The organism is Paenibacillus macerans (genome assembly GCF_900454495.1).
Lineage (GTDB): Bacteria > Bacillota > Bacilli > Paenibacillales > Paenibacillaceae > Fontibacillus > Fontibacillus macerans.
Window position 1 is genome coordinate 3840591 of the sequence record NZ_UGSI01000001.1, and the last position, 12846, is coordinate 3853436.

The following is a 12846-nucleotide window of genomic DNA, read 5'->3' on the forward strand; positions in this document are numbered from 1 at the left end:
GTTCATGCGAAGATCATACCGGAACGGCTCGGGCATGGAAATACGACGACGATGAATATCTACGGTACAAGACAAAAAGACGCTCGGCCGAACGAATCCGGGCGTCTTCTTTTATGTTGAATTATCTCTTATGAATAACTATATATTTAATAATCTTTCTGTTTCTGAAATGAGTTCTTGAAGTATTTCAATACCTTCCTTTGTACTGTCTTGATTTGAGGAAATCAAATTAATAATTTGATCTATCTTTTTCTTATAATCATTAGGTTTTGTATTAAAACCTTCAATCATCCGAACTGCCTTTTTCTCATTGATACAGTATTCCCCATTTAATGCAAATATCACTTGATTTAGACATGAAATAGAGCGGAAGGCATGGCCTGCAACGTACGAAATGTCATCCTTATCTAAATTTTTCTCAGCAAACATTAAGGAAAAGGATGATTCAAACATAAAATATCCAATCACTGCATCTTTTAATGGTTTTGGATACGGCATGGTTCTAGCTTTTAGTTCGGCTATTTGATTGGTGGGGTCAGATAATACTTTACAAATTGAGATTTCACCCAAATACATAACATTAATATAAGCATGGGGGTGTCCAGTCTGATAATTGGGAGAAACCTTTCCCATCAAACAGTCATCCATAACCTGTGATACACGTTTTACATCACGGAATAAAAAATCCACATGATATCCTTGAACAATGAGCCATCCCCCGCCATTTACCCATGGACCCCATTCTCCTAAAGATGTGATGATATTTCCCCGATGTTCATCATCCAATTTTGTAGCGATCTTACCAACTTCACTGACATCAAAGCCTGCCGCTTCATCATAATAAATCCCAATATCAATGTCAGAAGTAGCATGATTAGTTCCTCTTGCTCGCGAACCTCCTAATACTACGCCCACGATGCCCTTAACTCCACTAAGTTCTTTATTTATTTGATCAATAACCTGTTGTACAGTCATACATTCTTCATCTCCAATTCAAAAAAATCAACAATTTATTTATTTTGCTTATCCATTTCTTCACGCTCCATAGACCTGTGAAAATATTTTTGCAACCTAGCTGGGCAGCGCTATCTTGTAATTCATAATCTGTGCCCCTTTATGACAATTCCAAAATCCTGATTCCCTGAAAGTTTTTTCCGCTGAATACATTAACATTTCGTTTTTCAGTAATGTGTACTCCGGCAAAGTTAGACAAAATGCTTCTCCCAGTTGACAGCAATATTATTATCAACCTCCTATATGCCAATCTTATCAACCGAAGGCTTATCAAGATAACCATGTGTTGCCATCCAATCCCATCTTGCATATGTAAACTCAGAATATCCCAGTCCAACTAAAAAAAACCTAACTCGATGATAATCCTCTGTAATACCTGCTTGTTTTGTATAATTTCTAAATTTTATAGACATAATTTTATTCTCCCTTTAAGGAGTATTGTATATGCTAAATCCGTACAAAAGTATTCCGACTTTATCTATAATCATTCTACACCAAGGTTTAGGTGGGCGTAGAATTAACCACGCCCCCCCTTTTTTTTACACTTTTTATATAATTTTTCGAACTGTTTTATATGCCAATCCAAATTCTCGAGATAAATGTTCGATGGTAAATCCCATTCGATATAACTTTTTTATTTGCTCGTTCCTATTACAAAATAAAAAAACTGCATCGTCTTTGGATTTAAGACAATACAGTTTTATCAAGATGTGTACAAGGTTTTTTATTTTGCAAAAGCCTGGGCGATTCCGACGATGATCAGGAACAAAATGACACAAAGGAATGTCGTGCCCAAGGCGCCGAATACTTTCTGTTTTTTTTACTTTGGTCTCGATTAGGCCAGATGCAGATAGAATTAATCGATAACTTACTTCAAGCTTCCATGACGCTTTGCTACTTCCCTAGCTCAAAACTTCAAAATCACTAGCTGTAATTACAGACAAATCGTTTTTCGACACATTAGCTATGTTTATTACTCTTCTAGCGTGATTCATAACTAAATCATCGTATAAATTACGCGCCAAACGACCATTTGCAAAGTTCTCATTTTTTTTACTTATCTCGTTTTCAAAAAAGGCTTTTACACTTTTCCTAACTTCCTCACTTAATCGATAGTCGTTCTTTTCACACATACTTATCAAGATTTCTTCTAGTTCTTCAGCCTGATAATTTTCAAATTCAATGAATGTATTAAATCTTGATTTTAACCCCGGATTCGATTCAAAAAACTTATTCATTGGTTCTGTATAACCAGCAACAATAACAACTAAATCATCTCTATAATCTTCTAATGCTTTAGTGAGTTCCGTCAGGCACTCTCTTCCATAAGAATCACTGTGATCATTTTCAGTAATACTATAAGCCTCGTCAATAAATAATACTCCGCCTTTTGCACGTTCTATTACTTTCTTAACTTTAAGTGCTGTTTGGCCCTGATATCCTGCTATAAGATCTGTTCTAGACACTTCAATAAAATGTCCTTTTGATAGCAACCCTATCTGTTTGTAGATTCTACCAACAATTCTCGCAACCGTTGTTTTTCCCGTTCCCGGATTTCCTGTGAAGGCTAAATGCAAAGTGTTTTTTGAGGAGTGAAGATTATTCTCTCTACGTAGCTTTTGAACTTTTTGATAAGCAATTAAATCATTAACCTTAGCTTTAACTGTCTCCAAACCAACAAGGGCGTTTAGCTCGCCCAACAGTTCTTGCAAAGTTCTTGTATCCTCCGCTATCACTGTATCTGGTTTGCAAATGCTTTGCAATGTTGTATAGCCATAGTATTCAATTAAATTTGAGTTTAACAACTGGGCTACACGCTTTACTTCAATCTGGTATTTAGGATTATCTACTACGTCTGATATTTTTTTAAGAAGTGAAACCGTAGCCGCCCTACTGTTATCCTCAATTATAGAAGATGCAAGCTTTGTAATCTCACCACAGGCATCTGTAATAGCATCTAATTTTGATGCATTATTTATTAACACGCTCTTGTATTTATCCATCATACCACCTTCAAAAGAATCACAATCAACTCAATAATTGCAAGCCCAAATGATCCACCTGCAAGTAGATACGCATATTTGATTTTTTTAGTTAACATCTGGACAGCTGTATCATTCTTTTCAACAACACTTGCGATTGAAGCATCAGTGTTTTCCTTAATCGATTGAACAATGCTCTTTATTTCATCGCTCTGCTTTTCCAATTCAGACAATTGGCTAGAATGCATCTCGCTGGAATTCCAAATATCATCTATATCGTTCAAATGCTCACAACTAGACAGATTTTCCATAAAGGATAGAAGTGTTTCTATGTCAGATTGTTGTTTAGATGCGGTATCCTTAAAGGAACTCAACTCATTGCTGATATTCGTCAAAGAAGTATGCGCATTTGATAAAGAATCCCACATTTCGTCGATATCTTGTAAGTGGACAATTTTCTCTAACTCACTAATAAAAGCGATGATGGCTTCAAGTTTTACAATCTGTTGATTTAACTGATTTGATAGATCATTTAATTTCGTTTCCGTAGCCTTTAATACTGTTTCTATATCTTCCGCTTTTTGTGCATTTGCTTTGCTGATGGCCATCGTACTACTAATTAAATTTGATAATGTAGTAATTTCACTATGCCATTCCTGGAAATCACTCCAAATTTTATCTATGTCTTCAAGATGGGCGTAACCATCCAGTTTTTGCTTAAACTTTTTTAGGACCTCAAGTGTTTTCTTCTGATCATCAACAATCTTTTTTATTTGCTCTTGCGTTGCTTGAATACGTTCACTGGTTTTTTCAGTAGCTTTGATAGATATCAAAATAGCTTGAATGTAGTCTTTATCCAACGCTTCTAATGCACTATATACCTGACCAAACTCTTTGATGGTTCTATTATTCGTAGTATTTAAATCGATTAAATGCTGTTGAATAGTACTGAGTCTACTATTTAATTCGGATCCTGTAACCTTATGATCACCAAGACCCAGAAATCCTCCGTCTGTTCTAACAGTATCAATCTTTAACTCATCTGTCTTCTTTTGCGAAAATTCTTTCAACCCTCTTTTTGCTAGTTCGAAATTGTGGGTTTTTATAACTAATTCATTCATCTTTATTCCTCACTTAGTTCGTCAAATAGATTATCGATATCGTCAAATGTGTTCTGTATAGATTCATCATCCTCGCAATTTGCAGCGATATTTTTTAGAGATTCACTCATCATATTTGCTGCAGCAACATGACGATCTTTTATCTCCTTCGCTGCATTTGCCTTGGTATGTTCAAGGTTTACCTCACTTACAATACGGACTTGGTGCTGAAGATTTAGAACCTCGTTGCTCTTCTCGACTTGAGCTTTAACAACATCTGCTTTCTGGCTTTTTTCAATTCTTTTTTCAATAAGATTTATCGCAATAGCACCTATAATCCCAGCAACTACAGCACCTAGAAAAATACCTATAATATTTGCAAGGATACCAATCAAAGGTATTTCTATGGCAAATATAGGAATTGTCATCAGCCCTTTTTCGATAGCTTCGCCAAGCACTAATGCTCCAGCTCCAGTTAATCCTGCAATAATTATTTTACCTGTTTCGAGAAGGAGACGACTAATAGGTTTACCTTTGTTCTCAGGGCTCTTTATATAATTGACAGCGTCTTTAAGCGATTTCCAACCTTGCTTTAACAACATCCATACTTTTTTTATGGTTCCAAAAATAGGACCTAAAATCGCTGTTGCAACAGTACTAGACACAGTATTTCCTGCATTAATCAAGTGTGTTTTCATTTTACTGATGAAGGAATGAATAGCTTCTTTTAAGCTATCTAGAAGGGTATCTAGGCCCTTTTTAGCAGACTTAAACCACTTAACTAACTTAGCGATAATTTCTTTAACCAAATCAGCAAGCAACTGCATGAGCACCGCTCTAAGTGCTTTACCGCCAATACGAAATGCTTCTTCCTTTTGAGACTGTTTCCCTGCCTCGATAGATTTCTTCTCAGCTTCTTTTTTCTGCTTTTCGTATTCTTCACGAGCCTCTTTGTCTTTTTTACGCAGAGCTTCCTCATCTACATTAAATCGTTCTGCTGCTTTTTTTCCATCTCTTTCGCTGTCTAGCCATTCCGACGTAGTCGAATCGCCCTTAGACTGGTTTGCTGCAGAATCCATTAGGTTAAGGTTTTTCTCGCTATTTGCAAAAGCAACCTGTTCTTCTCTTGTCATATGTGCATTAGCAGCGGGATCTCGAATAATTTCTGCTGCCGAAACAGTGTGATCCATATTGGTATTATTTGTATCTTTTCCAGTCGGGCGCCTTTTATCAAAATCATCACGTGATCCTTTATTTAACACCTTTTTCCACGAGTCGATTCTTGTATCATGTTTTTCCCACACTTGTTGGTCTTCATTGTATCTAAAATTGCTAGTCTTATGCTCTGTGTTAGGATCCTTCTGAAAATTACTTTGCCAACTATCATATCGCTCTTGATAGTAAATTTTTGTATTATGTGTTGCAATGTTTCCATTCGCAAAATTTTCTGTTGTTTGAATATGAGCTTCATCTCGTAAATCAAGTTTGAGGCCATTATTCTCTTTAATAAAATCCTCCCCAGCGGTGACAGCAATTTGATTCATAAACTGCTCCCAAACAACATCCATAATGACATTTCCAAGGTTGTCCGGGTTTCCTATTTTCTCCTTTTCGTCTGCCAAAAATTCCAAATCAGCAAGCTCTTCTTCTAATTGGCTTTGGAGTTTCTCTTCCAACTCATCAAAGTCAAAAGAGTCCGCTACATCCTCACTAAGCCCTTGGTTATCATCAAGAAAAGCATTTTCCTTTGCCATAATATATCTATCCTTTCAGCAAAGAGTTTTTTCATCTCTGCGTAATTATGTTTTATTATACTTCAGTATTATAGGTATATTATACCATGCAAGATGGAGTTATATTTTCCATGTCTAACTTTAAGCAAAACAGTCCTAGATTCAGACGAAACACCTGTGCTGTTAATTTTGCTTCGCTTTTGCTGAATAATATGAACTTAGAGATGTAGAAATGAGTCTGAGAGGAAAAAATAATAAATGACTTTTTAACACTACCAGAGGACAAAATGCTAGAAATTATTGATTCCATTGAACTTCTTTAAATCCAAAAATGAGCAAAATTAGAACTGCAAATGTATGAAATCATTAATGAGAATAAGGATGCTCTCAAGGAACTGACAAGGTAATGATATGCTGCAACACCATATAAACTAGATATTGCTCTGTTCTGTTAGCTTCAAACGAACAAAATTTTATTAAAACATATTAAAATGGGGACGCGAATTTAGCTCGCGTCCCCATTTCGTCCCCTATTATCCCATACACCTGCTAAAAACCTTCATAAATTAAGGAACAAACCGTTTCGATATGCCTTGAATGTACAAAAAAGATGACGCTTAGGCATGATGGGGTCTTGGCGGAAAATCTATCGTTTTTATAGATCAGATTCTTTATTGTATTAGTTTTATACCCTCATACAACTAGTTAGTGTTTTAATGCTTCCAACCTTTTTGCACGTTCAAACGCTTTATGTAAAAAGTCTTTAGCCGATAAATCCTCATAATCCCAATTCATGACCTCTATTGCAGTCGCTCCTGAATAATTCGTTTCCGCAATTTTTTTCATGGTTATTGACCAATCAATCGTGCCATCAAAGGGTAACCCGTGTTGGGCATAACTTCCATTATTATCATGTAAATGTAGTGCCATTAACCTGGAACCGTACGTGGATAATAAATCATTGCCCGGATAGTAGCGGTAGTGATGTCCGCAGTCATAACAGAATCCGATACACAGGGAATCTACTTGCTCCAGCACATATGCCAAATTGGTAAGGTTCCGTAAATTCTCCAGCGCAACATTGACACCAAGCTGTTCAGCTTTTTCAGTGATTCTCAAGATTCTATTCAATCCCAATGCGTTATGTGGATTATCTTCATCGGGCAGGTGCACCACCATTGTCGGAATCTCAAATTCGGCGCAATCTGCAAGACATTGCAAATAACAATCGGTTAAGGCTTCACCGTCCAGATTGTCAAGCCAGAGGTTGTTTTGGTTTTGGATTGGCGTATGGATATTCTCTATAAAAAGACCCGCTTCCTGCGCAATTTGCGGTCCGTTAAGGTAATCGTTCCGGCCAAAGTCTTCACTCCACCATAATAAAACGCCATCAAATCCAGCTTCTTTTATTAACTGATAACGTTCCTTTATCGGCATTTCATAGCCAAACCAATCATAAATGGTAATCATAAGCCGATTCCTTTCTTAATTTTCGGGTTCTCGCTTCAGCGCCAAAAGTCCGACCCGCGTTGCTCTCGAAATCCCCGTCTCAATTCATCTCAACAATTTTGCAAACCTATATAACTTCATGAACCTTTGAAAATACGTAAACTGGTTAATGTCCTCATCGCCCAGCGGAACTACCGAACTGTAACCCTTTAGAAACGATTTCACTTGAGGATTATCCAAGTTCATATCATCGCCAAGAAAATCATCAAGAGCCGTTATAATGTCGTGAGCATACCAACTATAAACAGCATCATCGAAATCAATAACGCTATACGAACGATTTTTCTCTTCATAAAATAGGTTGTCCAGTTGAAAATCATAAGTAACTGGAACCCTTTCCCTGACTAATAAAATCAATGTGACCACAAGGGCGGGAAAGCACGAATTAGAGTTCGACAAAGCCGCAAATATCAAAGAGTTTTACATCAACCTTTCCAGGCATATTTGCTAACAAAATATCCCGCTCAACCAGTCAACGGCACAGCACACCATATTAGAATGGGGTGATTCATAAAAGATTCGGAAATGCCTGGTTCTATAAATCGATATTTGCGTCCGCCTCTTTCGATTTGGAGATTTCTGCCGGAAAGATAGTCGATAACAGCTTAAAAAAGAACCAAATGCTTGCCATACCGATTATAAATATCTCCAAGGAGACCACATATTTGGGAACAACGGCTCCAAGCGTTACCGCCAGGCTGCCCAACATGACCGCCCCACGCGTGGTGACAGCGTTCATAGCCATATACGACCCCCGCTTATCGTTTGGAATAATATCGGCCATTAAGGCTTGTTTATGCGGGACATAGATTAATTCTCCTAAGGAAACGACGGCCATCATGGCGAACAAAATCCACGGTCTTGTTTCGTAACTGATGATCGAATACCCCGTCGTATATATTAGCATACCGGCAACTATCGCGTATTTGGGCCCTATCTTGCCCGTCAGATATGAAATCAAGGCTGCAAAAACAGTAACAATTACAGCATTTAAGGTATTCAGCATTCCGAATAAATTATATCCGTCGACTAAAAAGTTGCAATTTCCCCAACTAAACAGCTTCTGTTCGCTGATTTCATTTACCAAACGTACTGCTATAAAATTACTGGTTTGCGTTTGTACCGATAAATCCAGCAGAGAAGCGATGAGAAAAACGAGAAATATCCGATCCATGCTTACCGTCTTATAGTTAAGAAGGAATTGCGGCCAGAACCGTTTTTTTAGTTCTACAGGCTGCAATTCCGTTTTTCCAATTGTTTCCTTAATAAAAAACACCAAAAGAATGATGGATATGATGGAAACTAAGGTCAAGCAAAGCATTAGGATATGTTTGTATTCTTTAAAGAAGAACCCCCCAATTACACTTCCCGCCAGAAGCGAAAGATTCCATAACCAATAGTCGATCGTATATATGTATTTTCTTTCTTCGGAGCTGCTTGAATCTACGATTAAGGCCTCGCCTGCCGGCCCTGATATTCCCGAAGCAATAGAATTTATGGCCATGGCGAAATACACGACCATAGCCGAATCGAATAAGGCCGTACTTTCCAGAAACATGGTAAACACTGCGAAAAATCGCACAATCTCGCTTAGAATCATGATCCTTTTTCTGCCGAATCGGTCGGACCAATAACCTCCGTAAAATCCGGATATAAAAGACAGAATAACGTTAATGGCAAGCAGAACACCTGCGAGCTTGGCCCCTAGCGTATACGAAAAATAAATGACCATAAAGGGCTGAATCGCATTCGCTACAATTTGTGTTAGAAATCTTTCAATCAATCTGATCTTCACATTAATGTCGAGACTGAAAAACTTCATTGGTTCTCTCATTCCTTCTTAACCGCTTTACTTAAGTCTGGAAGGCAAATAAAATTTAAAAACGGCGATAATAATATTCGGTAAGTTATAGATCAAATGGCCGAGCATGGGAAAAATAATGTTACCGGTATACAAAATACTGGAAATCCAGCTTAGTCCAAGAAGAAATAAAATGAAATAAGTGGATAAAGTACACGTCTCGCGCGTGTCCTTTTGCAAAAAATGAGAAAGTGTAAACAACAATGAAGCAATGATTGCGACATACGATTCTTTCCATAAATTCAGCACATCGGGAATCAAATTCCTATAAAATAGTTCCTCGGCGATCACGCTTCCAAGCAAGGAAGCTTCAATCAATAAAAATTGTTCCAGAGAAATAGGATTTATTAAATAATATATGTCTTTGCTTAAAAACACTTTGAAACTTTTAAATTGAACGATTAAGGCTATGATCGAGGGAACTATGGCCAGAAGAAGGCCAATCAAAACTGTCCCCTTTTCCGTTACGGCAGTTATAGAATCCACCACATTAAATACAAAGAGGGGCAAGATATAGGGGACGAAAAACAAGACCATTCTAACAAACGAAGCGCCGCGAAAATTTCGTATATATTTTCGTATTAACTGGCTGCAGTAAAACACCGAAAAATAAATAATTAGACAATACGCCAATTGCTGTATCATATCGATCCCCAACCAGTTCTTTCTTATCTCTACTTAAGGAAGAAGGTGTCCTTCGAAAAATTTGCTGCTTATTTATCCGAGTTTACGCTTTTTGAGATGCGGCCGGCGAGGCAACCTTTTTCAGTTTCGGCTTCTTATACATTGCATTCACCTCCATTCACAACAAAATTATTCATTATGCCTATCATAAAAAAATTGGATCCAATTCTTTTTCTCAGGACATCTTCTTCACAAAATAGGGATAAGCATATTAGTTTACCTTTTCAATCATGTTGGCATGGAATAGCTCGGTTAAGTATTCCCGGACATCTTGGTGTACTTCTTCAAAAGGAACTTGATATTTATTTGAAATAATCGTTGCAATTTGTTCCTCTGTCGTATCGCTATCAATTAATTTCCATATCGCTTCTTCAACTTCATCGAATAGATATACGTCATTATTGTGGACGGCGTAAGTTTTCCCCGAAATAACTCTTAATTGGACGAAATGATTCTTCTCATACTTCATTGATTTCACTCCTCAATTTGTAATTTGATTAAGTCCTGCGAACGCTCGTTAAGATGTTGACAAAACTTTAGTCCGTTTTTCAAATGTCCGGCAATCGTACTTTCATCATAAGTGTGTCCTTGTAACTCCATATACTTCTCCAGCAGTCCCATATCATTTCTGTCTTTGCAATATCGCAGAAGCTTTCGATAAAGCCATTTGGGATTCGGGTTTGTTTCCCCGTGAAGCGCAAGATACATGGTCAGACTTACCTCAAGCAGCTTCCTGATTCCAAAAAACGCAGTCCCGAAATCCCTTGAACGGTAGGCTCCCTCCAAATCCTCAACGACGTGCGAATAGAGCCAGGCTTCGGTCATTGCCAAGTACAAATTCAAATGATTAAAATTAACATTTCCAATCAACTCTTGCTTCTCGTCGGGGATCTTTAACATTCTTGAAAATCGTAAACGATGCAGGAAATCGATCCCGTTTTTATCAAATTCACCGGGCCGTTCATCCGATCGGGGGTTAAAAAGGTTCAACTTCGTTATGAGAGATACAAAATCTTCCGTTCTTACATAAGTAAAATCATATCTCGTATCGTCAACCACAATATTTTGAACAATGGTGAGGTTCTCCTTGATTGCCGATGCATTACCACCTAAGCGGTTTAATTCCTCCTCGGACGGCAAACTTTCGGAAATCACAAAAACATCAACGTCAGAAGTGGCATTCCCGAAGCCCTCGATGGTAGACCCGGCCAAATAGACGATGGCGTTCTCTAATATAGAATCGGGAATATGTTGGAAAACAACTTGTTCGGTATGTGGACCTTGCATCTAAATCCCCCCCGAAGTCTCGATTCGGACTTTGAGTTTATGACCGACTTCATTTTGAATCCGATTTCTTATTTCATCCAGCGGCTCGGCCGTATTCAAAAGGATGAATTGATGTGCATCCTTTAGTTGAAGAAATCTCTCCCTCGCTTTCTCGAGAATCGCCTCGGATTCATTCATCGACCGTTTTGGGCCTCGTTCATCGATCCGTTGTAAGGAAGTATATACCGGAACGTCCAACAGAAATACCAAATCGGGTTTGAGACAACTATCCAACATTGCATGCAGGGTTTTCGTTTCGATATTTCGAGCATAAGCGTATGCATAATGGGAGTATATCCAGCGGTCCACCACAACGATATAGTCTTCGGCCAGCCACTTTTTCACCGCCTCGCTCTGTTGAAACAATTCAAATGCAAGCAGTATGCTCCTGTGCTCTCTGGGCATAGCTTCATTGTATAAATCACTATAGTTTTTGCCGATGGTTTGAAGGTAAGTTAAAAAATCGTTATCTGAATTAATCGGTTTGAACCTTTTTACTTTTAGTTGCTGCCGGGATAACCATTCCGCCAAGAATTCAACATGCGTACTCTTTCCCGATCCGTCAATCCCGCAAAAAGCGATAAGCATTATAATTCCTTCCTCCATTAATATGTAATGCTTTTGCTAGGGCGCTACACGTATGAACTCGTTACACGGTTCTTAATGTATTTGCATCGCTTCTTTGAACACCATTTATTCCAGAAGTCTTTACACTCATCGAACGCTAAATTTCTTGCAGTCATATAATCCATATTATCTTCTAGATACTGAATGCATTTGGAATACGTTCGGACGATATCTTCCGTTACTTTGCTGGGTATCTCCCTGCCGGTAATTTTCAACGTAGTAACCCCCATCTCATACAGCTTCCCTACACTGCATAAAGAACAATACAGGTTACTGTCATAGTAGGGATAGTCCTTCTCCAGAATATCTTCGGTGATGACATCATATTTGGATTTACACGGAAAGCCGAAATCAAGCTCTTCGCCCATATTATGGTATAGACTGCATCTTCCGTTTAGGAATGTTCCCCCGAAGTTCGCGAAAACTTCTATATCTATACCTTCGACTTGGCAAATTTCCCTGATCTCCTGGGTCAGCATTTGATATTCGAGTGTGACTCTTCTAAACCCAAGCTCTTTAAAAAATTTCACCTGCTCCGCATTTATCGTAGCCAAATAAACACTTGCAAAGCATGGAATGTCGATATTATGCTCCCTTATCAATAAATACTGGCCGATATCCGCAACAACCACATTGTCAATGCCACATTGTATTCCGGTTTGGATATATTCGATAAAATTTTGTTCGATTCTGCTTCTCTCCTCACTTGGCAAACTGAATTGCGGAAGGTTTGTAAGAAAGCTGACACTCGCATTATGCCGATGAGCCAAATCGACGGTCTTTTTTAATTCGGTTTCGTCAATCGTAATCCGGGAGTTATGGACGTTGGAATTCCCTCGTGCACTGTAAGCGATATTTTTAAATGCCCCATTAGAGGCGCCAAGATAAATCTCGCCCGCGCCTGCTTCCAGCATTTTCTTGGCTGAATCAAATGAAATCACAGGAGCTTTTACCTTCATAAAATAATCTCTCCTAACCGAAAAAACGTGATTGTTATAATTTTCACAAAG

The 12846-nt window shown here is 38.1% G+C and carries 13 protein-coding genes; all 13 read right to left on the minus strand.

Annotated elements, in window-relative coordinates; translation table 11 throughout:
* Positions 1–138 precede the first annotated feature (138 nt).
* Positions 139–975: a nucleotidyltransferase domain-containing protein gene (locus DYE26_RS17215; RefSeq protein ID WP_036625744.1), complete on the minus strand. Its 837-nt coding sequence runs from the start codon at positions 973–975 to the stop codon at positions 139–141.
* A 278-nt stretch (positions 976–1253) separates the two neighbouring features.
* On the minus strand, positions 1254–1427 hold the full coding sequence (locus DYE26_RS33505; RefSeq protein WP_155620770.1) for a hypothetical protein: 174 nt from the start codon (positions 1425–1427) through the stop codon (positions 1254–1256).
* A gap of 489 nt (positions 1428–1916) precedes the next feature.
* A complete protein-coding gene (locus tag DYE26_RS17220; protein WP_036625745.1) occupies positions 1917–3017 on the minus strand; it encodes an AAA family ATPase in 1101 nt (366 codons plus the stop codon).
* The gene (locus tag DYE26_RS17225; RefSeq protein ID WP_036625747.1) at positions 3017–4117 is read right to left on the minus strand and encodes a hypothetical protein; all 1101 of its coding nucleotides are present in this window, start codon (positions 4115–4117) and stop codon (positions 3017–3019) included. Before DYE26_RS17225 ends, DYE26_RS17220 begins: the two co-directional genes overlap by 1 nt.
* Before the next feature lie 2 nt (positions 4118–4119).
* Positions 4120–5850 carry an AI-2E family transporter gene (locus DYE26_RS17230; RefSeq protein ID WP_036625748.1) on the minus strand — a complete coding sequence of 577 codons (1731 nt, stop codon included), beginning with the start codon at positions 5848–5850 and terminating at the stop codon, positions 4120–4122.
* A 684-nt stretch (positions 5851–6534) separates the two neighbouring features.
* Positions 6535–7299: a sugar phosphate isomerase/epimerase family protein gene (locus DYE26_RS17235; RefSeq protein ID WP_036625749.1), complete on the minus strand. Its 765-nt coding sequence runs from the start codon at positions 7297–7299 to the stop codon at positions 6535–6537.
* A gap of 84 nt (positions 7300–7383) precedes the next feature.
* The gene (locus tag DYE26_RS17240; protein WP_227872735.1) at positions 7384–7704 is read right to left on the minus strand and encodes a phosphotransferase; all 321 of its coding nucleotides are present in this window, start codon (positions 7702–7704) and stop codon (positions 7384–7386) included.
* Between the two features lie 169 nt (positions 7705–7873).
* Positions 7874–9172, minus strand: a complete 1299-nt coding sequence (locus DYE26_RS17245) for an MFS transporter (RefSeq protein WP_082207927.1) — start codon at positions 9170–9172, stop codon at positions 7874–7876.
* Positions 9173–9187: 15 nt separating this feature from the next.
* Positions 9188–9844 (minus strand): CPBP family intramembrane glutamic endopeptidase, encoded by a 657-nt coding sequence (locus tag DYE26_RS34885; protein WP_371860956.1) that lies wholly within the window; start codon positions 9842–9844, stop codon positions 9188–9190.
* 250 nt (positions 9845–10094) lie between these two features.
* On the minus strand, positions 10095–10352 hold the full coding sequence (locus tag DYE26_RS17255; protein ID WP_036625757.1) for a PqqD family protein: 258 nt from the start codon (positions 10350–10352) through the stop codon (positions 10095–10097).
* Positions 10353–10357: 5 nt separating this feature from the next.
* Complete coding sequence (locus DYE26_RS17260; RefSeq protein WP_036625759.1) at positions 10358–11170, minus strand: nucleotidyltransferase family protein; 813 nt, start codon at positions 11168–11170, stop codon at positions 10358–10360.
* The gene (gene tmk, locus DYE26_RS17265) at positions 11171–11797 is read right to left on the minus strand and encodes a dTMP kinase (protein WP_036625762.1); all 627 of its coding nucleotides are present in this window, start codon (positions 11795–11797) and stop codon (positions 11171–11173) included. It lies immediately after the preceding gene.
* Between the two features lie 44 nt (positions 11798–11841).
* Positions 11842–12795, minus strand: coding sequence for a peptidase U32 family protein (locus DYE26_RS17270; RefSeq protein ID WP_036625764.1), 954 nt, complete (start codon positions 12793–12795; stop codon positions 11842–11844).
* Positions 12796–12846: the final 51 nt, after the last annotated feature.

Excerpts from the sequence above, each read along its gene's own strand:
- DYE26_RS17215 (WP_036625744.1), bottom strand. The coding sequence starts at position 975 with ATGACTGTACAACAGGTTATTGATCAAATAAATAAAGAACTTAGTGGA.
- DYE26_RS33505 (WP_155620770.1), bottom strand. The coding sequence starts at position 1,427 with ATGTCTATAAAATTTAGAAATTATACAAAACAAGCAGGTATTACAGAG.
- DYE26_RS17220 (WP_036625745.1), bottom strand. The coding sequence starts at position 3,017 with ATGGATAAATACAAGAGCGTGTTAATAAATAATGCATCAAAATTAGAT.
- DYE26_RS17225 (WP_036625747.1), bottom strand. The coding sequence starts at position 4,117 with ATGAATGAATTAGTTATAAAAACCCACAATTTCGAACTAGCAAAAAGA.
- DYE26_RS17230 (WP_036625748.1), bottom strand. The coding sequence starts at position 5,850 with ATGGCAAAGGAAAATGCTTTTCTTGATGATAACCAAGGGCTTAGTGAG.
- DYE26_RS17235 (WP_036625749.1), bottom strand. The coding sequence starts at position 7,299 with ATGATTACCATTTATGATTGGTTTGGCTATGAAATGCCGATAAAGGAA.
- DYE26_RS17245 (WP_082207927.1), bottom strand. The coding sequence starts at position 9,172 with ATGAGAGAACCAATGAAGTTTTTCAGTCTCGACATTAATGTGAAGATC.
- DYE26_RS34885 (WP_371860956.1), bottom strand. The coding sequence starts at position 9,844 with ATGATACAGCAATTGGCGTATTGTCTAATTATTTATTTTTCGGTGTTT.
- DYE26_RS17255 (WP_036625757.1), bottom strand. The coding sequence starts at position 10,352 with ATGAAGTATGAGAAGAATCATTTCGTCCAATTAAGAGTTATTTCGGGG.
- DYE26_RS17260 (WP_036625759.1), bottom strand. The coding sequence starts at position 11,170 with ATGCAAGGTCCACATACCGAACAAGTTGTTTTCCAACATATTCCCGAT.
- tmk (WP_036625762.1), bottom strand. The coding sequence starts at position 11,797 with ATGCTTATCGCTTTTTGCGGGATTGACGGATCGGGAAAGAGTACGCAT.
- DYE26_RS17270 (WP_036625764.1), bottom strand. The coding sequence starts at position 12,795 with ATGAAGGTAAAAGCTCCTGTGATTTCATTTGATTCAGCCAAGAAAATG.